The sequence below is a fragment of the Streptomyces sp. SLBN-8D4 genome, from assembly GCF_049739545.1.
In the GTDB taxonomy this organism is placed as follows: Bacteria; Actinomycetota; Actinomycetes; order Streptomycetales; family Streptomycetaceae; genus Streptomyces; species Streptomyces canus_C.
The window spans coordinates 10,042,980-10,064,895 of the sequence record NZ_JBMGQC010000001.1 but is presented as its reverse complement, the minus strand read 5'-3'; the positions used below and the strand labels follow the sequence as shown (position 1 = coordinate 10,064,895).

23 protein-coding genes and 4 pseudogenes are annotated in these 21,916 nt (G+C 68.6%); 14 read left to right on the top strand and 13 right to left on the bottom strand.

Translation table 11 applies throughout. From position 1 onward, the window contains the following. Positions 1–36: 36 nt before the first annotated feature. The 7 genes from RKD20_RS45775 (at position 37) to RKD20_RS45745 (ending at position 5,346) form a co-directional block, all read left to right on the top strand. The gene (locus RKD20_RS45775; RefSeq protein ID WP_424882928.1) at positions 37–705 is read left to right on the top strand and encodes a hypothetical protein; all 669 of its coding nucleotides are present in this window, start codon (positions 37–39) and stop codon (positions 703–705) included. 13 nt (positions 706–718) lie between these two features. Continuing rightward, positions 719–2,245: an esterase/lipase family protein gene (locus RKD20_RS45770; protein ID WP_424882927.1), complete on the top strand. Its 1,527-nt coding sequence runs from the start codon at positions 719–721 to the stop codon at positions 2,243–2,245. A 24-nt stretch (positions 2,246–2,269) separates the two neighbouring features. Continuing rightward, positions 2,270–2,950: a peptidoglycan DD-metalloendopeptidase family protein gene (locus tag RKD20_RS45765; RefSeq protein WP_424882926.1), complete on the top strand. Its 681-nt coding sequence runs from the start codon at positions 2,270–2,272 to the stop codon at positions 2,948–2,950. A gap of 352 nt (positions 2,951–3,302) precedes the next feature. Then, complete coding sequence (locus RKD20_RS45760) at positions 3,303–3,725, top strand: hypothetical protein (RefSeq protein ID WP_424882925.1); 423 nt, start codon at positions 3,303–3,305, stop codon at positions 3,723–3,725. 8 nt (positions 3,726–3,733) lie between these two features. Then, positions 3,734–4,378, top strand: a complete 645-nt coding sequence (locus RKD20_RS45755) for a DUF6603 domain-containing protein (protein WP_424882924.1) — start codon at positions 3,734–3,736, stop codon at positions 4,376–4,378. After that, the gene (locus tag RKD20_RS45750) at positions 4,368–4,556 is read left to right on the top strand and encodes a hypothetical protein (RefSeq protein ID WP_424882923.1); all 189 of its coding nucleotides are present in this window, start codon (positions 4,368–4,370) and stop codon (positions 4,554–4,556) included. The genes RKD20_RS45755 and RKD20_RS45750 overlap by 11 nt, the downstream gene beginning before the upstream one ends. Positions 4,557–4,593: 37 nt before the next feature. Next, positions 4,594–5,346, top strand: a complete 753-nt coding sequence (locus RKD20_RS45745) for a peptidoglycan-binding protein (RefSeq protein WP_424882922.1) — start codon at positions 4,594–4,596, stop codon at positions 5,344–5,346. 18 nt (positions 5,347–5,364) lie between these two features. Here RKD20_RS45745 and RKD20_RS45740 read toward each other — a convergent pair whose 3' ends face one another. Next, complete coding sequence (locus RKD20_RS45740) at positions 5,365–6,159, bottom strand: hypothetical protein (RefSeq protein WP_424882921.1); 795 nt, start codon at positions 6,157–6,159, stop codon at positions 5,365–5,367. 215 nt (positions 6,160–6,374) lie between these two features. Between RKD20_RS45740 and RKD20_RS45735 the strand changes: the two genes are divergently transcribed. Continuing rightward, positions 6,375–7,130, top strand: a complete 756-nt coding sequence (locus RKD20_RS45735; RefSeq protein ID WP_424883482.1) for a class I SAM-dependent methyltransferase — start codon at positions 6,375–6,377, stop codon at positions 7,128–7,130. Between the two features lie 82 nt (positions 7,131–7,212). Here the strand turns inward: RKD20_RS45735 and RKD20_RS45730 are convergent, their stop codons facing one another. Further along, positions 7,213–7,533 carry a hypothetical protein gene (locus tag RKD20_RS45730; RefSeq protein ID WP_424882920.1) on the bottom strand — a complete coding sequence of 107 codons (321 nt, stop codon included), beginning with the start codon at positions 7,531–7,533 and terminating at the stop codon, positions 7,213–7,215. Between the two features lie 175 nt (positions 7,534–7,708). Continuing rightward, the gene (locus RKD20_RS45725) at positions 7,709–7,837 is read right to left on the bottom strand and encodes a hypothetical protein (protein ID WP_424882919.1); all 129 of its coding nucleotides are present in this window, start codon (positions 7,835–7,837) and stop codon (positions 7,709–7,711) included. A 160-nt stretch (positions 7,838–7,997) separates the two neighbouring features. Between RKD20_RS45725 and RKD20_RS45720 the strand changes: the two are divergent. Next, positions 7,998–8,348: pseudogene (locus tag RKD20_RS45720) on the top strand (hypothetical protein); the annotation flags it as partial. A 171-nt stretch (positions 8,349–8,519) separates the two neighbouring features. On the opposite strand, the gene RKD20_RS45715 reads toward RKD20_RS45720, so the two are convergent. From RKD20_RS45715 to RKD20_RS45700, 4 genes are all read right to left on the bottom strand, one after another. Further along, the gene (locus RKD20_RS45715) at positions 8,520–9,719 is read right to left on the bottom strand and encodes an alpha/beta hydrolase family protein (RefSeq protein WP_424882918.1); all 1,200 of its coding nucleotides are present in this window, start codon (positions 9,717–9,719) and stop codon (positions 8,520–8,522) included. A 322-nt stretch (positions 9,720–10,041) separates the two neighbouring features. Continuing rightward, on the bottom strand, positions 10,042–12,294 hold the full coding sequence (locus RKD20_RS45710) for an FtsX-like permease family protein (protein WP_424882917.1): 2,253 nt from the start codon (positions 12,292–12,294) through the stop codon (positions 10,042–10,044). After that, positions 12,291–12,977: an ABC transporter ATP-binding protein gene (locus RKD20_RS45705; protein ID WP_424882916.1), complete on the bottom strand. Its 687-nt coding sequence runs from the start codon at positions 12,975–12,977 to the stop codon at positions 12,291–12,293. The genes RKD20_RS45710 and RKD20_RS45705 overlap by 4 nt, the downstream gene beginning before the upstream one ends. Then, positions 12,974–13,498, bottom strand: a complete 525-nt coding sequence (locus RKD20_RS45700; protein ID WP_424882915.1) for a PadR family transcriptional regulator — start codon at positions 13,496–13,498, stop codon at positions 12,974–12,976. Before RKD20_RS45700 ends, RKD20_RS45705 begins: the two co-directional genes overlap by 4 nt. A 188-nt stretch (positions 13,499–13,686) precedes the next feature. Between RKD20_RS45700 and RKD20_RS45695 the strand changes: the two genes are divergently transcribed. Beyond that, positions 13,687–14,043, top strand: coding sequence for a hypothetical protein (locus RKD20_RS45695; protein ID WP_424882914.1), 357 nt, complete (start codon positions 13,687–13,689; stop codon positions 14,041–14,043). Between the two features lie 329 nt (positions 14,044–14,372). Here RKD20_RS45695 and RKD20_RS45690 read toward each other — a convergent pair whose 3' ends face one another. From RKD20_RS45690 to RKD20_RS45670, 5 genes and pseudogenes are all read right to left on the bottom strand, one after another. Continuing rightward, the gene (locus RKD20_RS45690; protein WP_424882913.1) at positions 14,373–14,804 is read right to left on the bottom strand and encodes a spore-associated protein; all 432 of its coding nucleotides are present in this window, start codon (positions 14,802–14,804) and stop codon (positions 14,373–14,375) included. 331 nt (positions 14,805–15,135) lie between these two features. Further along, positions 15,136–15,267: pseudogene (locus tag RKD20_RS45685) on the bottom strand (N-acetyltransferase); the annotation flags it as partial. 419 nt (positions 15,268–15,686) lie between these two features. Further along, positions 15,687–16,094, bottom strand: coding sequence for a hypothetical protein (locus tag RKD20_RS45680; protein WP_424882912.1), 408 nt, complete (start codon positions 16,092–16,094; stop codon positions 15,687–15,689). A gap of 3 nt (positions 16,095–16,097) precedes the next feature. Beyond that, on the bottom strand, positions 16,098–16,316 hold the full coding sequence (locus tag RKD20_RS45675; protein WP_424883513.1) for a hypothetical protein: 219 nt from the start codon (positions 16,314–16,316) through the stop codon (positions 16,098–16,100). A gap of 222 nt (positions 16,317–16,538) precedes the next feature. Continuing rightward, positions 16,539–16,646 (bottom strand): annotated as a pseudogene (locus tag RKD20_RS45670) (Ku protein); the annotation flags it as partial. 338 nt (positions 16,647–16,984) lie between these two features. Here RKD20_RS45670 and RKD20_RS45665 point away from each other — a divergent pair. The 3 genes and pseudogenes from RKD20_RS45665 (at position 16,985) to RKD20_RS45655 (ending at position 19,662) form a co-directional block, all read left to right on the top strand. Then, positions 16,985–17,581, top strand: coding sequence for a TetR family transcriptional regulator (locus RKD20_RS45665; protein WP_424882911.1), 597 nt, complete (start codon positions 16,985–16,987; stop codon positions 17,579–17,581). 103 nt (positions 17,582–17,684) lie between these two features. Further along, on the top strand, positions 17,685–18,419 hold the full coding sequence (locus tag RKD20_RS45660; protein WP_424882910.1) for an NADPH-dependent F420 reductase: 735 nt from the start codon (positions 17,685–17,687) through the stop codon (positions 18,417–18,419). Between the two features lie 239 nt (positions 18,420–18,658). Then, a pseudogene (locus tag RKD20_RS45655) lies at positions 18,659–19,662 on the top strand (IS5 family transposase). A gap of 269 nt (positions 19,663–19,931) precedes the next feature. On the opposite strand, the gene RKD20_RS45650 reads toward RKD20_RS45655, so the two are convergent. Then, positions 19,932–20,084 carry a hypothetical protein gene (locus tag RKD20_RS45650; protein WP_424882909.1) on the bottom strand — a complete coding sequence of 51 codons (153 nt, stop codon included), beginning with the start codon at positions 20,082–20,084 and terminating at the stop codon, positions 19,932–19,934. Positions 20,085–21,175: 1,091 nt separating this feature from the next. Here RKD20_RS45650 and RKD20_RS45645 point away from each other — a divergent pair. Next, complete coding sequence (locus RKD20_RS45645) at positions 21,176–21,742, top strand: hypothetical protein (protein ID WP_424882908.1); 567 nt, start codon at positions 21,176–21,178, stop codon at positions 21,740–21,742. Positions 21,743–21,916 lie beyond the last annotated feature (174 nt).

Below are 21,916 nucleotides of genomic sequence, written 5' to 3'. Positions count from 1 at the left end.
CACCGACTCCACTCGGAGGTCACCATGTCGTGGCGCGTGGCAGCCAGCCTGGAGAACCTTCTGCGTCAGATCGACGCGCGCTTTCCGGAACGCAGCAAACTCTCCGACGGCGGCATCGGCGACGCCGCCCACCAGACACGCGACAGCGACCACAATCCCTGGTACGGGCCCGGGATCGTCACCGCGCGCGACTTCACCCACGACCCGGCCCACGGCCTCGACATCCAGCAGGTCGCCGACCAACTGCTGGACAGCCGCGACCCGCGGATCAAGTACGTCATAGCCAACCGTCGGATCGCCACCCGCAACGACTGGCAGTGGGGACCGTACGACGGGGCCAACCCGCACGAGAAGCACTTCCACCTGTCGGTCGTGGCCGATCCGCTCTGCGACGATCCACAGGACTGGAAGCTGCCCGTTCTCGGAGAGACCCCGGACGGCGCGGGCGATGTCACGACCACCGACTTCGTCACCTGGGGCACCGGAGTCAACGTCCGGGCGGAGCCCCGCCTCGACGCCCCGGTCGTGACCGTGTTGCCCGGCCCGACACAGGTGACGGTGCAGTGCCAGACCAGGGGTGACACGGTCAGCACCGCGGGCCATGTCAACGATGCCTGGTCCTTCGTCCCCCTGCTCGGCGGATACGTGTCCAACATCTTCATCGACCACCCCGCCGCGTGGCTTCCGGGTGTGGGTGAATGCTGATCTGGAGGACGGCATGGCACCGGCCGCGAAACTGCCCATCGTCTATGTCCGGGGATACGCCGGCAACACCGCCGGCATCGACAAGGCCGTGACGGACCCTTTCTACGGGTTCAACGAGGGCTCCACCCACATCCGTATCGGAGCGGACGACGAACCGTCCTTCTATCAGTTCGAGAGCCCCCTGTTGCGGCTGCACCTGGACGAGGGCTACCACATCCTCGTGGACGGCGGCCAGGAGCTCTACCTGGCCACCCACGAGACGATTCCACCGGACTCCATCTGGATTCACCGCTTCTACGACACATCCGCGAGCACCTGGGGAGCCGGCCCTCACGAGTTCCGGCTGGAGACCGCCGCGCAGGACCTGCTGACCCTGATCGAGACCCTCAAGGAGAAGTCCGGGGCACCCGGGGTCCACCTGGTCGCCCACTCCATGGGCGGGCTGGTGTGCCGCTGTCTGATCCAGAAGATCATCCCGGAGCTCGGCCATGATCCGGCCGACTACGTGGGCAAGCTGTTCACCTACGGCACCCCCCACGGCGGCATCGCCTTCGACGTCGGCTTCGGCGTGCTGGAGCGACTGCGTGACGTCACCGGCATCAATGGCGCGGACATCTTCGGCCCGCAACGGATGTACCACTACCTCACTCCTAAGGCGCTCACCGATCCCGACGGACCGCCGCAGTCCTGGGACGCCCGCGCGATGCCGCCGGACCGGCCGTTCGCCTTCCCTCTCGGCCGGGTCTTCTGCCTGATCGGCACCGACCCGACCGACTACGAGGTGGCGCACGGCCTGTCGTCCGCCACGGTCGGGCCCCGTAGCGACGGTCTGGTGCAGATCGACAACGCCTACGTCCCCGGCGCACACCAGGCACATGTGCACCGCAGCCACAGCGGATCCTATGGACTCGTCAACTCCGAAGAGGGCTACCAGAACCTGCGGCGCTTCCTGTTCGGGGACTGCGAGGTGGATGCGGAACTCGTCGACTTCCACCTGCCGGAACGCAACCACACGACCTGGCAGGCAGAGGTGCGGCTGTCGGTGCGCGGCCTGCAGATCGTCACGCACGAACGGACCAGCGCCCAGTGGTGCCCCATCCAGTTGTCCGAGAGCCCGACGGGTACCGACGACGGCGAGACATGCGTCCCGTTGGTGGACACCTTCCTCAACAGCGGCCTGCGGAGCGGCGATTCGGGCGCCATGCGGTACGCGCTGCACCTGCGCATCCTGTCGCTGCACCGTCATGACGGGCTGCTGAGTTTCAACGACCACCTCGAGCAGACCGCCGACTTCGACGACATTCTCGTCGTCGACGTGGGGGGTGGCGACGACCCGGCCGCCATGCCCGTGCTCCGGGCCACCTGGAACTCGACCATCAAGGGCCCGATCAGCGACTACCGGCCCGACGGCGGCAGCGCCCTCGGCGACGAGAACCCCGCTGACGGTGTCTGGGTCCACCACATCGAACTGCCCGCCACCGCCGCCCCGATCCTCGGGGAGGACGCGCGGATCCGGCTCACCGTCACCCCCTGGGACTGACGACACGAAAGGAGGTGAGCCGTCATGGTCACCGTCGCCCTGTCCAGAGTCCGGTTCGGTGAGACCAACGAGGACATCCGAACCGTACAGAAGGCCCTGATCGCCCGCGGCCACCCCATCCCCGGCGGCCCCACCGGCTTCTTCGGCGAACAGACCAAAGCCGCCTACCGCGCCGAACAACACGCCCAGGGCTTCACCGGCCACGACGCCGACGGCATCCCCGGCTGCACCTCCCTCACCACCCTCGGCCACCACGCCCACTTCCACGTCAACTGCGCCCACGCCGCACCCGCCGGCGGAAACGGGCGGGTCCCCTCTCCGGTACCGCACCACAAGGTGACCTTCGCGTTCTTCGCACGCGGCCCCTACGCCTGGAAGCCCGACGGCGTCGGCCGCCACACGGGCGAGGACTTCGCCGCCGACACGGGCGTGCCCGTAGTCGCCGTGCGCAACGGCACTGTCGCCTGGTCGAACGGCAACGGCGGGGCGTACGGCCAGTGGATCGGCCTGCACGCCGACAACGGCCATGTCTACACCTACTGCCATCTCTCACATCGCCAGGTGAAGGACGGTCAGAAGGTCACCGCCGGACAGCGGCTCGGCAAGGTCGGCGCCACGGGCAACGCGACGGGACCACATCTGCACTTCGAAATGTCGAAGGGCTCCAGTTGGTCCTACGGCAGCGTCGCGAAGCCCAACTGGTGAGCGGCCCAAGGAGGAACGCGATGGCGCAGCACAACCGCTACCGGGCGCCCGCGCAGCCGGATGAGTCCATGTCGTTCCGCTTCAATGCCTGACAGAACGGCTACGACTTGGGTATCGGCACTCCTCCCGACGTGCCGCCGACGCCGCTCGTCCGCAACTCCGACTACGCCCGGGCCTGGGCCCAGGGCGCTGTGGCGGGCAACGCCGACGGGCGGCACGAGGGCTGGCTGTGGGCGTACTTCGACGGGGCCGTCCGGCCCGATCCCGGCGAGGGCGCCACAGGCCCGACGGGCCCGGGGACAGCGGAGAACGACTTCCGCAGAGTGCGCAGTACGCGCAGAGCTGGCCCTGGGTGGGCGAACTGCCGTTGGGGGCGGTCCTGGCGCAGTTCGCTCCCGGCAGCGACGACGAGAACGGCCTGGCCGGCACTCTGCTCGCCCAGGTCCGCGCGGACAAGCGCGTGGACCGGCTGTACCTGCCGGTCGCCCTGTCCCCTTCCGGTTCTCCCCCGCAGCCGACGGACGATCCGCTCGCCGACGCCGGCTATTGGCACGGCACGGTGTCCGACTCCTTCGCGGAGGCCGGCGAAGAGGCATCGGCTGCCCCCGGGCCGCTGACCGCGAGGTGCGGCATGGCTGGAATCTTCGGACTGGATCTGGAACGGTTGGCCGACGACCAGCTCCCCACCACGGTGGACATCGACAGTCCGCTCCCCCGGTCCGGCTGCGGGGCAGGCTGCAGCGACGGCAGTTCCGGCCGTTCTCCGGCGTCCTGAGCGCGGCGATGCCCGCCGCGACCGTGACCGCCTTCGGGCAGTTGGACCTGACGGCGCCGGGACGGATCGTCGTCGGGCCCATGTTCCAGGTCTCGTGGGGCGACCGGATGGTTTCCCTGTCGAAGGCCGTGATGGCCGAGGTGCCCGATCCGGTGGGTCGGTCGCTGCTCGGCATCCTACGGGTCGCCGTACCGGACCCGCCGGTGCCGCTGATCGACCTGAAAGCCACCTTCGCCGGACAGTACGACAGTGCCGAGCCCAGCGCCTTCCTCATGGCGAGTCCCACCGGCTCGCACATGGCCGGAGTGCCCCTGGACGGCGATGTCCTGGTGCTGAGCCGCGGCGGCGCCGACTCGGCCTTCCTCCTCGGCGCGGGCGGATTCCACCCGGCGTACCCGATACCGCGTGGCGTGCCCGCGCTGCGCAGGCTGTCCAGCAACCTCTCACCGCTGCCCTGGATCCAGCTGCGCTGCCAGGGGAATTTCGCGGTCACCAACAACACCGTGCAGTTCGGAGCCCAGCTCTCCCTGGTCGCCGAGATCGCCGACCGCGGGCTTGGCGGGCTGTTCGGACTCGATGTGCTCATCCACCCGGAGCCCAGCCTCCTTCACGGCCCACATGTGTGGCTCGCCGGCGGTCAAGGTGTTCGGTGAGACCCTGATGGGCGTCGCCTTCGACCTGGTGCCCCGCTCCGGAATCCGGGTGGAGCGCACCCGTCAGTGCACACGGTGGCAGGACGGCAGAAGGCACACCTGGACCACCCACAGCAGGCGCAGCGGCATTGGCGGCGGATCGAGCGGGCTGCGTCTCGACGTACTGGAAGGAGGCTGAGCGGGCGCCGCATCTGACTTTCCATCAGGAGGACACCATGGGCTGGACCGACGTATCCGACGTGGAACCGGGCGATGTCATCAGCATCCTCGGTATCGACCATGTGTTTTTCGAGGAAGTGACGCGCACCGGCGGGACCGCGTCGTGGAACGACCAGAATCCGGGGAACATCATCAGCTCCGGCGAGGCGGAGCAGTACGGCGCCTACGCCGGAAAGCACAACGACATATTCGCCATCTTCCCGGACGAGGCCACGGGTTTCACTGCCGTCCGCCGATACCTCGAACACCGCGGCGGCAAGACGGTGCTCGACGTGATGCGGGCCTACGCTCCCGCCGGGCACGGCGCGAATGACCCCCAGGCGTACGCACAACGCATCGCCGACGCCTTGCAGGTCGGCACCGACACCACACTCGCCGCACTCGACGACAACCAGAGGAGCGCCTTCGCCCAGGAGATCCAGCGAGTGGAGGGATGGCGCAGCGGCGAGGAGCATGGGCCGGACGATCTACCCGATGACCTGGCGCAATGGTTGACCGACCACCCGAGCCGTGAGGAACGCCTGGAAGCCGACCAGCCCTTCGCCAAGACGGGGACCGTCGCGGAAGGCGTGAAGAACATCCAACGGCGGCTGAACGAACTCGGCTGGAGTCCACCGCTGGACGTCGACGGCAAGTTCGGCCCTCACAGCGCGGCGGCGGCGCGGTGGTTCCAGACGAACAACGGCCTCACGGCGGACGGCATCGTGGGCAACCAGACATGGCGACGGCTCGTGGACTCACAGGGCTGACCCCGAGTACCGCATCCCCTATGGGCCCTCTCGAGGTTCAGCGGCCGTCACCCTCCCCACCCCGCTCGTGGCGAGCCGCGGGCTCGCCGCACGGGCGCCGATCTCTTCTCGTGGGCGTCGGGTCTCGACCCGGCGCCGCGTGAAGCCGAGCATCCACGCGACCGCGGCCTTCAGGTTGTCATACCGGATCTTGCCGAACGGCACGCCGCCCAGCACTCTGAAAACGTGCTCGTGGCCCTCGAAGAACGCCTCCTGACCGCCGGAGGCGAACACCCGGTGCACCGCCTTCCCGGAGAACGACAACCGCAGGCAGAACAAATGGCACTTCATCAGCTCGCCCCGCAAACGGACCGCGACCTCGCCTAAGTCGACCTCTGCTTCGGCGCCGGCCAGGTGCGACTGCTCGATGAACACCTGCGCCGGGCCACGGCCGGCCTCGATCCGAATCTCCGGCTTCCGCTTGGCGACGTAGGCGCGCACGACCTGGTAGGACACGTCGTCCATCGCGTGCTCGTTGATCAACCGGCGATAGATCCGGACCACCGTGTGACACTGCTTCCTCGGCACATCCAGATCAGCCAGCAGCATCTGTCGATCACCGGCTTGAACGGATCCAGCTTGGAACGGCGAGGCGCGTACGGTTCCCGAGGTTGCGGCCACGCCGGACTCAGCGCCTTCTGAACAGTCCGCCAGCCCACCCGGTAGCTTGCGCTCCAGCTCCCGGTTCGACATGCCCTCGCGAGCGTCACGCCGCAGCGCGGCATACAACTCGACCTTCGACTGACCAGGCGGGTATCGGCGGTGCTCCTTCACTGAGCACATTCACCGTGCCACCGCAACCCCGCGAGTGACACTACTTCTCACGAACAACTTCCCAGCTAACCAGCCGGTGACATCCACTCAGACGGACAACTGACAACCCTCAAACACCGTCAGAGCCATCCTTACGAAAACCATTGGTGCCCGGCTTGCTCCGCTGATGGACTGACGTCCTACCGTGAGTCTGCCGCGTGACGGAGGTAGTGGTTGTGACAGGTTATGGCGTGCTTGCCGAGGTGTACGAATGGCTCATCTCGGATGCAAAGTTGCCTCCAGCCGAGTTCGCTGCGTCGTTCGACGACGTCCTCAATCTCCTGCCGTCGAACGCTCACGTCCTCGACTGTTCGTGCGGAACCGGACAGTTGGCGGTTGGCCTCGCCGGTCGTGGCATGCAGGTTGTCGCAACTGACGCCAGCGGGGCGATGGTTCGCCGGACTGAAGAGTTGGCTGAGGAGTTCGGGGCATCCGTCCGGGCCGTACGGGCGAACTGGGAAGAGTTGCCCGACCATTTCCAGGACAACACGTTCGACATGGTGTTCTGCGTTGGCAACTCGCTTCACCATGCCACGGGCGCGACAGGCAGGGGTGCTGCTCTGGAGTCGATGTCACGGCTACTGCGCCCCGGCGGGCGCTTGGTACTCACATCCCGCACTTGGGAACTCGTGAGGGCCAGAGGTTCCCGGCTGGAGGTCGGTGACCGACTCGTCCGCCGGAACGGTCGCGATGCCGTCGTGGTCTACCGCTGGGAGATTGCGCCGCATTGGGAGGAGGAGCACCACATCGAGATTGCGATCGCGCAAGTTGATGCGACCGGGTTGGTTCTTGTCCGCTCGGAACTGCTGTCCTGCTGGCCCTACCGGTACGAGGAACTCGAAGTCGAGCTGCAACAGGTCGGACTCCAGACGGAACTGAGCACGTTCGATCTTGAGGCCGAGAACTACATGGTGGTCGCGAGCAAGGCATAGACACCGGACTCTCAGTCCCTGGCCGGACCGCGCGGTTGCTCGCAGGACGCTTGCGCCCTCTCATCGGTGCGGGTTCAAGCGGTCAACGCAACGCAACGCCTCGGACGAGGAGTGCTCGTCGATCACACGGCGGTAGATCCGGGGTGACGGTGTGGCGCTGTTTCCTGGTCGCGTCCAGATCAATGAGCAGGATCTCGTCGATCAGCAGCGTGAACGGATCCAGCTTCGACGGCTTCGCCGAAGCGGTTGTCGTGCGTGGCTGCGGCCAAGCCGAGGTCAGGGCCTTGTTGACCGTGCTCCAGGTGCCGCCGTACTTGCACTGCAACGCCCGGTTCGACATGCCATCGCGGGAGTCGCGCCGCAGCGCGGCGTACAACTCGACCTTCGACCGGCCAGGCGGCATCGAGGGTGCTCCTTTACTGAGAACATCCAGCTTGACACCGCAACCCCGATGGCGACGTCAGAATTCGCGAACGTCTTTCTGGGCCATCACCTGGTGCCGTCAGCTTTCACGAACAACTGACGTCACCAACTACCGACAGAACCACTGTGGCGTCGGTGGCGGCGGCGGCTGGATGTCAGCCCGGTGGGGGCGGGACGGACACCACAGACGTCGGCGCCACCCCGTCCGGGGCCGTCAGCTCAGCGGCCTCCTCCCCCACGTCCGGCGCCCCGAAGCCCGGCAGCCCCGCCTCCGGTTCCTCCACGCGCTCCGGCCCCTCGACGCCCTCCGCCTCCCGGCCTACGTCCTCCGCACCCGCTCCGGGCGGCCGTACGGCAACCTGTTCCGCCGGCAGCCTGAAGGTGACCTCCCGGTACAGGAACCGGGGCAGCTATCGTCGAGTTCACCAACGTGTCTGCACGGACATGCGTCCTCAAGGGCACCCCACGGTGGCCGGTGCCGCGAACGGCTCTGCCCGGACGGCGTCACCTGCGCCACTGGCGGCGACGTGGAGCTGCGCGATGCGGCCACCGGCGCATCGCGCGCGACTCTCGCCAGACACTCGGGCAGCCTCCTGGGCGCGGCGTTCAGTCCGAACGGCCGCGTCCTCGTCACCGCCGACGGCGACGGCGACGGCGACGGCGACGGCGACGGCGACGGCGACGGCGACGGCGACGGCGACGGTACGGCTGTGGGACGCGTCCGCGCGAACCAAACACGGCACCTTCAAGAAGCCCGCCGGCGAGGTGTACGCGATGGCGTTCAGCCCGAACGGCCGCACCCTCGCCACCGCCAGCGACGACCAGACCGTCCGCCTGTGGGACACGGCCAACGGAAGTTTCCGGACGGTGTGTGTGGTGCGGGGACAGCAGAGATTCTCACCGCGGCTCTTCGTCAGCGGGGCGGCCGGCCCGCGGCGCGGGGCGGGAGCGCCGCGGGCCACGGCTTCATGGAAGGAACTTCACCTCTGGGAAGGCTGCGCTCGGGCCGTCGAGCAGGTGCCCTCGGCGGTGTCGCAGGTGCAGGTCGAAGAAGGCGTGAGGGTAGACCTGTTGTATGCGTATCGACCGGGCCGGGTCGAGGGTCCCGATCAAGTCCTGGATCTGCTGGTCGGTCAAGCCGAGGATCTTGCCTGCCTGCGGGATCAGCGTCGCGTTGTCGCCGTACGAGCCGTGGATGGCCCCGTCGGCCCGGATGTCGAGCCGCCAGTCGCGAAGGTGTGTCCAGAACTCGGCGACGCCCGGCATGGCACGGGTGAACACGGCGGTCATCATCATGAAGGGCCGGTCCAGGTCGGAGGTGATGGTCGGCTGCATCGGGCCGTCGATGCTGAGTCCGGCTCTGACGCGTTGGTCAGCGAGCATGGTGAGCGCGGTGGCGGTGCCGCCCTTCGACCAGCCGAACGAGCCGATGCACCGCGGATCGAGAGCGCCGAGAAGGCCGGGGGGCAGTGGCCTGCCGTCGATGTCGGGGTTGCGGCCGGCGGCAAGCTCCTCCACGCAGTCGAGCAGGAACCGGAGGTCAGCGGCGAAGTCCCTCGGGAACATCGGGACGTCACCCGGGGTGAGCACCCGGCCGTCGGGGAACTCGGTGAACGTGTCGTGGGTGTGGTCGACGGTGACTACGACGTAGCCGTGGCTGGCGAGTTCCTGGACCATGATGGTGTGGTCGCCGCGGTGGCTGCCGGAGCCGTGCGAGTACACGATGACGGGCAGGCGATGGCCCGTACGGAGTACGGGTGCGTCCAGGTGCCCGACGGTGAGCGGGCCGAGGGCGGGGTCGATGGGGAAGCCGGTGTCGGTCAGGAACGCCCGCAACACGCCGTCGGCCATCCAGGGGGCGCGCGGCAGGTCCTTCGCCCCGCGCGCGGGGTACCAGATGCTCGCCATCAGCTCGCGGTGGCGCCCCGGGCCGGTCACGGGATCGGGACGTGAGGTGTCGGCGAGGTGGAGCGGCACCGTCCCCACGGGGTGTGGTCCGGTGGGCGAAGGCAGGGTGAGTCGCGCCGGGTCGGAGGCGGTCGGAGCCGCCCACGCGCGGGAGGCGACGCCGAGCGGCACCGGAGTCCCGATTCCAGCGGTTAACGCCGCCCCGAGCATGCGGCGGCGCGTCAATGGGCTTCGGCTGTTGTACGCCGTGACGGTCATGGATTCTCCCGAGTCTGGGTTTCTTGGTTGGCACCGGGCTCGCGGCCCTTCGTGCTGGGTCGGGCGGCATCGTCATGGCCTCGCGTCCGGTCCTCGACGTCGCTCCGCCGAGGCGCCTGATTTTCGAACCTCTTCGACGATGTTCACCGCAGGACACTGCTGTGATCGGGCCGAGATTTTCGACAGGAAGACGGACGGTCCGAAGGGATGTGCATCGTCACCACGACAGCGGTGTCTCTGAATCTGCAGCCAGGAGCCACTGAGCTCCATCAGCCCCGGACAGGGGGAAGATTGTCCGGGCCCGTTGTGGGGAGTTGGCGCGTCAGCCGTTGCGGGCGGCCTCTGGGCCGGTGATGCGTTTGAGGAGGGGGAGAGTCGAGGCGATGATGCCCAGCGAGGTGACGAGGCCGGCAGCGACGAGCGCGTAGTACGCCGGGCCCGGCGACACCAGGTCGTAGCGCATCTGCGATTTCAGGAACAGGGCCGAGGCGGCGAAGGCCGCGCCGATCGAGATCGCGGCCACGGCCAGCAGCGGCAGCGTGCTCTCCAGTGCGATCACCCGCTGCAGCAACCGTAGTGGCGCGCCGGTGAGCCGCAGCAGCGCGAACGGTCGTCGGCGATCCGACAGGCCCGCGACCACGCTCACCGCCAGGCTGCAGCCTGCGATCGGCAGGGTGGTCAGCAGCACCACGTCGGCCAACTGCCGCCAACCGGCCAGCTCCTGCTGCAAGTCGGTGCCCCAGTCGCCCACCGTGCGAACCTGTTGGTGCGGGTAGGCGGCGGTGAGCAGGGTCCGTACGCGTTCCATGGCGGCAGTCGACCCGTCGGTGGCCACGTAGAGCAGTTGTACGGGCAACTTGGCGACGGCCTGGGTGCTGATCGGGGCGGCGGGCCACGGCAGGTTCGGGTGCGACTGCAGGCCGGCGAACGCGTAGGAGTCGACGGCCGTGACGCTCGCGCCGTCCGGGCAGCGGCCCACCATGGGAGTCTGCGCCAGGTCGGAGCAGGTCACCAGGGCCGGCGCATTCGGGGGCGGGTCGCCCGGGTGGACTCGCCGGTGTGTCACCTTGCCGACGCCGTCGGGGTTGGCATGGACGACTGCCACGCCCCGCACGCCCGGGAGCGCGCGCACCTCGGTGAGGAGCCGTGCCGGGATGGACCCGGCCAACGGCGCCTGACCGTCGCTGCCGGCCTCCACCACCGTCCGGGTCTGCCGGTCTCCGCCCAGTGTGCCGCGGTAGTCGTTGATGGTGCCGATGATGCTGACTGTTGCGGTAGTCACGAACAGGGCCAGGACGAGGCCGCTGACCGCGCGGAAGCCGGTCTTCGGGTCGTCGGCGAGCCGACGCACCGCGATCAGGGCGGCCGGGCGTCGGGTACGGCGGGCTACCGCCCGGGCGGCGATCATGGTCAGCCACGGCCCGGCGATCACCAGGCCCAGCATCACCACCAGGAAGCCCGGGAGGTAGGCGGCCGTCTGCCCGTTCCCGGTCGCCGGGCGGCGGCCGGCGAAGACGAAGTACGCCAGCTCGGCCAGCCCCGCCAGCAACGGGATCAGCCGCCATGCGCGCGGCGGGCGCGGGGGCACCCGGCGGGTCACACCGAGCGGGGAGATGGCGACCCGGCGCAGCGCCAGGCGCGCCGCGATCGCCGCCGCGACCGGCACGCCGACGACGACGCCGAGGGTCTGCGGAGTGCTGAGCGTCAGATCCGAGAGGAAGAACCGCTGCTGCCCGGTGAGCGGAATGGTGGCCACCAGCGGGCGCAGCGCGGCATAGAGCCCGAATCCGGCCACCATCCCAGCGGCCGCCGCCAGCGCGGACTCCACCGCCGAGATCACCGACACCTGCCGGGGCGTGGCGCCGGCCAGCCGCATCGCCGCATAGCGCTGTTCGCGCGCGGCGGCGGACAGCCGGGTCGCGGTGGCGATGAAGATCAGCACCGGGAAGATCAGCGCCCCGGCCACCACGGAGGAGATGAGCGTCAGCGCGTCGCCGCGCACCGCGTTGTCCCAGCACTCGTTGGCGCAGGCGGAGGGCCTGGTACTGGCGATGGTGGTGACCGCTCTCGCCCCTGGTGCACCCTTGATCTGGGCCGGGGTACGGCCGATGACGGCCATCAGCGAGTCCGGGGAGGCCAGAGCGGCGTCGCCGATCGTGCCGGTGAGCCGCCCGGGGAAGCGGTCGCCCAGCTGGTCGGCCGGGGTGTCGCGGATCAGCTGGGCCAGCGCGGGGGAAGCGTAGTACTCGCCCGGCGCGGGCAGGTACGTGAGGCCGGGTGGAACGGGCGAGGTCGGACCGGTCACGGCGACATCCACCTCGGTCAGGGACTTGCCGTCGTAGTAGTCGCCGTGCGGCCACCACCACAGCGGGTCCGCCGACGCCCGCTCGGTACGGCTCGCGGCGCCGGTGTCGAGCCACACCTGCCGCTGATTCGTCCGCTCGACGGCGTTCATGCTGGCGAAGGTCGACAGCAACAGCCCGACCCCGATGGCGACCGCGGCAGCGATCATGGCCAGCCGGGCGATCACTGCCAGGCCTCCGCTGACCGCCAGGCGGAGCGCGAAGGCGATCACGAGGCGATCCGTCCGGTCGTGAGCAGGCTGGCCTTGCCGTCCCGGACGATGGCCTCCCGGTCGGCGTGCGCGGCGACCCGGGGCTCGTGAGTCACCAGCACGACGGTGGTGCCCCCCTCGTGGGCCGCGTCCACCAGGAGGTCCATCACCTGCTCGCCGGCCAGCGAGTCCAGCGCGCCGGTCGGCTCGTCGGCGAAGAGCACCTTGGGCCGGGCCACCAGACCGCGGGCCAGCGCCACCCGCTGCGCCTGGCCTCCCGACAACTCACCGGAGCGGCGGCGCTCGAGGCCGTCCAGGCCCAGCCGCGCGAACCAGGGCCGGGCCTCGGCGAGCGCGGCCGCCCGGCGCATGCCGGAGAACAGCAGCGGCAGGGCGACGTTCTCCTCGGCGGTCAGCTCGGGGACGAGCTGACCGAACTGGAAGACGAAGCCAAACGTGTCGCGGCGCAGGGCACTGCGCTCGGCCTCGGTCAGGGTGTCGATGCGGCGTCCCTCGAAGTGCACCTCGCCCGCATCGGGGGTGAGGATGCCGGCCAGGCAGTGCAGCAGGGTGGACTTGCCCGAGCCGCTCGGACCCATCACGGCGAAGACCTCGCCGGCCTCGACGACCAGGCTGGCGCCGCGCAGGGCGGGGGTCTCACCGAAGGAGAGTGCGAGGTCGCGGGCCTCTATGAGGGCGCTCATGCGCGCACCGCTGCTGCCAGCGCATCCATCCGGGCCGTGGTCAGCTCGATCCATCGTAGGTCCGCCTCCAGGTGGAACAGGCCGTGGTCGGCGAGCAGGGCGTCGACGATCGGACCAGAGCGGCGCAGCTTCGTCAGTTCGTGCATCCGCTGCAGGTGGGCGGCGCGCTGGGTGTCGAGGTACTGGTGCGCGTCGCGGCCGAGCATCAGGGCCAGCACGACTTTGGTGAACAGCACGGTCTGCAGGTTGGGTTCGGGGGCCACCGGCTCGGTGAGCCAGGTCTCGAACTCCGTCGCTCCCGCCTCGGTGATCACGTAGCGCTTGCGCTCGGGACCGACGCCGGGCTCCGCATCGCCTGCCATGACCTTCCCGTCCCGCGCCAGCCTGCCAAGCGTCGTATAGACCTGCCCGTAAGGCAGTGGCTTCCCGCGGTTGAAGAAGGCGTCGTAGTCGCGCTTGAGGTCGTAGCCATGACTCGGCTCCCGCTCCAGCAGTCCCAACAGGGTGAGAGGAACACTCATGCGAGGACCATACACCGGGGATATACTCTGAGTATATATCTGCTGAGAGTCGGTCCTGCTGCTGGGATCTCGCATCCGGTTGCCGGCCCGTCACCGGCGAGCAGCGGCCCGCAACGGTGCGATTGAGTAGGGGCTTTACGCCAAATCTGCGGATGTCCCGTGCCGCCCGCAACGGCACCATGACGGGCATGACCACGCCGGAAGCGCCGCCCCCAGGCCTCAGCTGGGTGACGGCCGACAAGGCCGCCGCTCTCTGGACCGTCAGACGCAAGTACGTGCCCCAGGTGGCCACCGCCCACGGGGTGGGGACCAAAGAGCAGAAGAGCTACGGAACTCTCGGCCAAACCACCATCACGATGTACTTCTACGCGGAGGTCCAGCGGGTGGTGGCGGCACTCGAGTCCGGTGAGATGGCCCTCGACCCGTCCTGGCGGGCGGACACCAGGGAGGGAGCAAGGGGCGCCCGGCGCGACGCGCTGACCGCCTGCGGCTGCGTGGTGCTGATGCTCGCGGCGGTCTTCGCCATCGCCCTGCTGTCGAACTGAGCTTCACGCGGGGCGCACTCCATGGATCTACGCCGCGACGGTGCCAAGGGGCCTTCACCGGTCACACCTGCGGTCATGCCGAATCCCAACGGGGTGAGTGAGCCGCCCACCCGATATCCGCTGACCGCGTCGACCCGGTCCGTCCGGCCGACCTTCGACGGACACACCCTGAGCATCACTCGTCAGCTCTGACCACTGCCCTGGGGCACAGCGGCGCACCCCGCTGCGCGACGTGATGGCCCTTCGCGGGCGGTGTCCGGTCCGACCACCCACCTGCGAATCACGCTGGACCACCTCGGCTGCCTGCGCGGAAGACCGAGTGAGACCGCTCAGGCGGTCAGTGGGGTGCAGTGCACGTTGTTCGCTCCGCCGCTCTGGCCGGAGATCCGTCCCCAGTAGCTCACGCAGTGCCCGGGGTGACCGATGTACGCCGGGCCGGCGTAGGTCGTGTACTGGCCGTCATCGAACTCGGGGTCGACGTCCTGGGCGTCCGTGACCGCTGCCAGCATGGACACTGCGGTGCCGGGGCGGGCGCGCACCGTGACCACGCAGTCCTGTCCCGTGGAGGGGTTGTACGTCAGGTAGACCGTGCCCGCCGTACCGACCGGTGCCGAGTCGACCACCGTATAGCCCGCCCCGCAGACACCGTTGTACTTCGCCAGCGGCGTCGCCGCCCCTGCCTGCGGTGCGACGGCCCCCATGGCGCCGACCACGGCGGCTGTGACCGCTCCGACCGCTGCGGCACGCTGAATGATGTTCATGGCAATCCCCCGTTTCGTCGACAGCTCCAACAGTTTGTCGACCTCGAAGGGATTGACCGTCGTCACCCGACCAACGTTGTAGGCCACCGGCACCGGTTACGGAACCCGTACACGGAGTGAACGGGTCCGTGGCCGTTTTCTCCTCAAGAGACGGCGGCAAAAAGCCCGAACGTTGACCGTCCGCTTCGGAACCCCACTCCTGCCTTCCTGGTCTGAAGCCCTGCCGCATGCAGTAGGGGCCCAGATCTCGCTCGGTGTCGAACTCGCCGAACAGCAGCGTGCAGTCCAGTTGCCAGTACACCTGCACGCACCGTGCGAGCAGGGCCGCGCCGATCCCAAGCCCGCGGGCGTCCTCGGACACGGCAACCGCCTTGATCTTCGCGAAGGTCAGCATCGACAGCAGAATGGCCTGCCGGCTGTCCGGCAGCAGGGCCAGCCCGGAGATGACCGTCCCCGACGGCACACCAAGCAACGCGCCCACGATGTCGCCTTCATCGTCCCTCGCCACCAGCGGCAGAGACAACTCGCCCGCCGACCGCTGAAGTTCGCGGGCCGTCCCTGCCCCCTCGAGACGTTCACCCAGATCTGCGCCATCAAGGACGTCCAGTAGCCACGTCCCGCACTGTCCACTGGCGAGCGCCTCGAGGTGACCGGTCTCCAGATCGTCGGCGGCCGCCTTCAGCAGGGAGGTCACTGCGCCGACCTCCCCGGGTTCCGCGAATCTGATTCGCAGTCCGTCAGGCCCGGCTACACCGTCCAGCAGCTCCTTGCGCGTCAGTCCGGCCAGGGCGTGTTGCGAAAGTGGATCTTCCGCGGAGTTGGCAGGAGGGCCGCCATCACGGTCCGGCCTCGCTCCGAAAGCCTGGCGACGGCGACCGCTGTCTACACGATGTTGAAGCCTCTGCTGGTGTCATATACGTCGACCTCGACAATGACCACGTCGGACGGGGTCACGAGGTAGTGCACCATGAGGCCGTCGGCCCAGGTTGAGCGCGTTGCGTCATCGTCTCTGTAGGCGAGGTGGGTGTCTGGGCCTTGTGGATCGTTGGCGATCTGGTCGACGACGTGCAGCAGTTTCTTCCGGTCGTCGGCTGGGAGGTAGTCGCGGAATCGTCCCGCCTGCTCGGTGAATTGAACACGTCGCTTCATCGTGGATGGAGTGTACGGCGGACAGCTCGGTGGAGGCTTGGTACAGCCACTCGTTGAGGACTGCTCCTTTTGCAGGTCCCCCTTTTCGATGCCCCCGGCGGCGTGCTGGTGGGCCCGACAGACGGTCGAGTCGACGTACACGTCTCAGATGATCAGCCCCTTCGCCTCGGTCTGGAGCCGGGTGACGATCCCGGCCCAGGTTCCGTCCCGCTGCCAGCGGCAGAACAGGTCGTAGACCCGGCTGGCCCGGACGGTGCCCAGCGGGATGCCTCGCGCGGTGAGGGCGTCGTCGACGGCCTGGACGTAGGGCCAGTGCGGCAGCCCCTGCGGCACGCTGCGCCATTCCGGCGGGTCAAGCAGCACCAGGCTCACCTCCCGTGGGAGCGGGTCGGTCGGGTCATGAGGCTGTTGGTGTCGGTGAACTCTGCACCTTCGAGGTCCTCCCGACTCAGGCCGTCGATGAGGGCTAGCGCCCCCTCGAGCTCCTCCTCCGACACCGCCTTGTGCGGCGGGTCCGGCAGCGGCCGGATCCCGGACCTCATCCGGCCAGCGCATCGCGTGCAAAACGATCGCATCGTCACGCAGCCGCAGCAGACCCAGGCGCTCCCGCCCCGACCAGGCGTACTTGGCGATCGCTACCTTCGACGACCTGCCCAGGGCCTGGCGCAGCAGCTTGCAGGGCTTCGCCGCCACCTGCCCGTCCGCACCAGGTAGTGGCCCCCTCCGCAATGCGGATCAGATCGGATCGACTCCAGCGACACGAAGGCCTGGATCCCAATCGCCTTCGCCGTGGCCTGCCACCGCAAGCGAGACGGCAGATCCCCGCACCGCGACGGCCATCGTGTCCGCTGGTCCTGGGCCGTCAAACGGGGGCAGAGCAGATCCTCCACGACCTCTTCCGGCCGCCTCGGATCGTCCTGCCGGTGGTGTCTCCAGCTTGACCGGATGCTGCCTCCGTTTTACCGTGGAGCCATCCCGGAGGTAGCCTCCGTTTTTTCGGAGCCGAAGGATCACGTGAGCCAGGAGGGCGTATGAGCACCGGAGGACAGCAGGGGCGCAAGCCCCGTGCGGATGTCCAGCGCAACCGTGCCGCCCTTCTGGAAGCGGCTCAGCGTCACTTCCTGAAGTACGGGGTCGGCACGTCCCTGGAGGCGGTGGCCAAGGAGGCGGGCGTCGGCCCCGGCACCCTGTACCGGCACTTCCCCACCCGGGAAGCGCTGCTGGCTGCCGTGCTGCAGACGCGCTCCGAGGAACTGGTCGCCCGTCAGGAAGAGATCGCGCGCCTCGGCGACGCCGACAAGGCGCTGGAGCAATGGCTGCGCGCGCTGGAGGAGTACTTCAGCGCGTTCAGCGGCCTGCCCGAGCCACTCATGGCCGCGGCCAGGGCGCAGGATCCGGACAACCCGCTCACGCTGCCCTGCGACACCGTCATCTCCGCCACCGAGGAGTACGTACAGGCCGCTCAGCGGGCGGGCTGCGTACGCCAGTCGGTGAAGGGATACGACCTGTTCCTCGTGGCCATCTCCGTCGCCTGGCTCAAGGGTGCCGGTGCCGCGGAGGAAGAGTCACTGGACCGCGTCCGCGCACTCATCGCAGTCGGCTACCGCGAGCGGGACACCGAGGCGTAAGCCCCTGCAGGGCGATGTCCCGGCCCTTTCTCCGCACTCCGCGGCCTCGCAGTGATCGCATCACCCCGGCCTGGGAGTGGTGCGCCTACTAGAAGGACAAAATATGAAAATTTCTGTTATCGGAACTGGAACGATCGGCGGCAACCTCGCCCGCAAGCTCAGCGAAGCCGGTCACGACGTCCAAGTGGCCGACGCTCGCGGGCCCGAAGCCGTCGCCCCCGGCGTACTGGAGACCGGCGCCCGCGCCGTGGCCCTCGGCGACGCCGTCAAGGACAGGGACGCCGTCATCCTGGCCATCCCCTTCGGCGTGGCGGGACAGCTGGCCGGCCTGTTCGTCTCCGCCCCCGTCGGCACGCTGGTCATCGATACCTCCAACTACTACCCGCACCTCAGCGGCCGCATCGAGGCAGTGGAGGGCGGCGCCATAGAGAGCGTGTACACCTCCGAACTCCTCGGGCGCCCCGTGATCAAGGCATGGAACGCCGCTCTGGCCGAAACCCAGCGGACGAAGGGTGTCCCGGCGGGCACCCCGGGCCGCATCGCCATCCCGGTCGCAGGCGACTCGGAGCAGGCGAAGCGGGTGGTCATGCGGTTGGTGGACGACACCGGATTCGACCCCTACGACGCCGGCACGCTGGCCGATTCCTGGCGTCAGCAGCCGATGGGCCCCGCCTACTGCACCGAGCTGACCCTGGACGAACTGCCGACAGCCCTCGCCGCGGCCGATCGCGTCAAGGACGCGGCGGTCCGGGAGAGCATGGGGGAGCGCTTCGCCGCCCTCGGTGCCGATCCCACCCTGGAGGACGTCGTCGAGATGAACCGCGCCGCCCACAGGTGACCACGCCCGTCGTCGGCCCGCGGCGCACACACCCGTACGAGATCCCCGGCAGCTCCTCTCGTACGGAGCGCGCCGCGGCCGGGCTCTCCGACACCGCTCTTTCCACACGTGCGTCCTGACATTCGGGCGCGATACAGCGCTCGACTCCGTGCACCACACCGTGCTAGGGCCTGTGTGAGGTCGTGATCATTCTCGGGTTCTGGTCCCGTGCGGGGGTGGGGCCTGGTAGGACGCTGGGTGTGACACGTACGCAACTCACCAACGAGCAGTGGGAGTTCATCGAGCCGTACCTGCCGATAGGCGAGTACGGCCCGTACCCCGAGCGGCTGCGGGAGCAGTTCGAGGGGGTGATCTGGCGGTTCCGCTCCAGCGCCCAGTGGCGCGAGATGCCCTCCGAGTTCGGACCGTGGCCGACGGTCTACGGGCGCTTTCGCGTCTGGCGGGACGCCGGGGTCTTCTCCGCTCTTCTGGAGGGCATGATCGCCGAGGCCGCTCGCCGGGGACAGACGGACTTATCCCTGGTCAGCGTGGACTCCACTACGGCCCGCGCCCACCAGGACGCCGCCGGGATGCACCTCGGCAAGGACGTCATGGACGCCCTTGAGGAAGCCGCCGCCGAACAGGAGCGGGCCCGGCAAAAAGGGGCGGCCCGCCGGGACAGAACGGGCAGGACGGCGGGGACGACCCCGAGCAGGAAGAGCGACGGCGTATCCGGCGGCGGCGCAAGTTCCGGCTGAACCAGGCCCTGCTCGGCAGATCCCGTGGCGGACTGACGAGCAAGATTCATCTCGCCGCGGACCGCAGGTGCCGTCCGCTGTCCCTCGTGCTGACCGCAGGACAGGCCGGCGACAGCCCGCAGTTCGTCCCCGTGTTGCAGAAGATTCGGGTCCGTCTGCCTGTGGGCCGGCCTCGAACCCGGCCCGGCGCTGTCGCCGCGGACAAGGCCTACTCGTCCCGCGCCAACCGCTCTTACCTGCGCAAACGCGGCATCAAAGCAGTCATTCCGGAGAAGAAGGACCAGGCCGCCAACCGGAAGAAGAAGGGCCACCGGGGCGGCCGCCCCACGTGCCACGACAGTGATCTTTACAAGGAGCGGAACACGGTCGAGCGGCTCATCAACAAGCTGAAGGCCTGGCGGGGCATCGCCACTCGATACGACAAGTCGCCCGAGAGTTACCTCGCCGGCCTCCACCTCCGTGCCTCAATGATCTGGATCAACGACCTGCTGAAGGCAACTGGCTGATCACAACGCCACACAGGCCCTAGGTCTGCGCAGCTGCTGCCTCACGGCCGGTGCACACCACTCGTACCGTCCGGACGCCGGTCCCGTCCGACAACTCGATCGCCTCTGGCATCGGTCCTGCCGCCATCCCGCCGGCGCGCAACTTGCCCGAAGAACAAGCGATGCCGGCCAGGGCTGACTCGTCCCACTCTCCGGTCGGCACTACAGGCTCCCCGTCTCAGACCTCCACGGTCACGGACGCGGTGTGAGTGTGTCCGGCGCCTTAGAGATCAAGGCGCCCAGGGTGAGCAGTAAGGGAAGGTGCCGGTCTCGAAGCCCTCGGGGAACAGCACAGGAACCTGTGCGTCGTCGAAGTCCTGCAAGGCCCATCCGTGGTAATCCACATTCACTGCATGCTCCTGGCGCCCGATCAGGCTGGCCACGTCACCCACCCGTTGTCGTCGTCTGGTGTGAGGGGCTCCGTCATCGTCGATCTTCGGCGGCGAAATCACTGCGGAACCAGCCTTTGCACGGTTCAGGCGACAGAAGCTACGAGACTCCTTGCGGCTCGGCCGGCAAACCTGCCCCGCTGTTTCGAGGTTGCGCCCGTTGAACGGGGCCGCTCCGGGCTTGGCGGCGCGGACGTCCGATATCAGCTGGCGGTGCCCTGTCCGAAGTGCTCCTGCACGCGGTCCGGCGGGCAGGGTGTGTCGTCGATTTCGTGCAGCAGATCCCGGCTCGCGGCATGCCGAGTTCGGCAACCATGGCTACGACGGCGAGGCAGTGGGTGAGGTGAGGTGCGGTGCGCCGCTGCGACGTGTCTGTCTCTCGTCGTCGTGGGCGTGCTCGATGAGCGAGGCCTCTCGGCGTCGAGGTCGTGCGCTCGCACGATGGCTATGACCCTGTCAACCAGTTGAAGGGCGCCCCGTTGGCGTCCCGCATCCGCAAAGCAGTTACCGGAGGGGTGCGCTGACTGGTTGGATGGACACGTGAGCGGCCTTCATCGTCAGACCGGCGAACTCGGTGTCCGGATTTTTACGAGGCATGGCCACCGACGTCTTTCACCGTGCCGACCGCTATACCGGCAGAACGGCTGACCGCCCTGGTGCCGGCCGCCTACAGCGCTCCGGTCCCCGCCCCCGATCTGGCCACCGTGGCACGCCTGTGCCGGCACTCCCCCAGCAGACCCAAGCGCTGCTCGACCGGCCGGTGGCCGACCGCGCCCTGTCAGCCTGGCACCTCCAGCGGGACACCGACGAGGTGCACTGGCAGCCGGTTCCCCCTCGCCGGGCCATCCCGGCCGGTCAGACACCTGTGCGCATTGAGCGCCGTCATGTTCGGATCTGCTGTCTCTCAGACATGCAGCGGAGAAGGATGCGGATGTCTTCCGTACTATCTCTGCAAACACAACTGTGCAGTGATGGCTGCCCCTGGTCGCAAGGCACCAGGCGCAGAGCACATACGTGTTGGCTTTCGCGTACGCCACGAGCAAAGTGCTCGCTGGCCCACAGCGCCCCGGAAAGGTGTGAGCACCATGCCCGAAACCACCGAGTTGACCTCGCAATACAGCGCCCAGGTGGCCAGTGACCTCGAGCGCAACCTGAAGGAGCAAGAAGACCTCAGCGGTGAAATCGAAGCACTTCAGGCGCGGTTGGCCTCTGTGCAGCACGACCACACTGTCCTGGTGAACCTCCAGCAGGCTCTCGGTGTCCCTGCGCCGGCTGCCGCACCCGCAGCTGAATCCGCCGCGTCGTTGCCTGCCGCACGCAAGAAGACCACTGGCACTTCGGGCTCGGCCAAGAAGAGCGCCGCCCCCAAGAAGCGAAGCGGCAAGAAGACCGCCGCCAAGGCATCGGCCACATCGACCACGCTCGTCGACCTCGTGCGCGAACACCTGACGGGCCAGGACGAACCGCGTTCCGCCGCCGAGATCACCACCGCGCTGGAACAGCTGCATCCGGGGCGCACCGTCAAGACCACCGTCGTGCGCACCACCCTCGAAGGGCTCGTGGCCAAGAGCCAGGCCCAGCGCACCAAGCAGGGCAAGTCCGTCTACTACACCGCCCCCGACACCGCCGCACCGGCCGACTCCGGCGAGTAGCCGTCTGGCAGCGTGGCGGATCCGCTTCCTCGCCGCGCCGTCATGCGCTGTGGGTTCAGCTGGAGCTCCCCACCCCTGCCGGGCCCGCCCTCAGACCCCGCCCCTCCTCAGCTGGAGGGGCAGGGCGGGGCGAGCTCCACCGCAGGACGTGAATGCCGTATGCGGCCCGCCCTC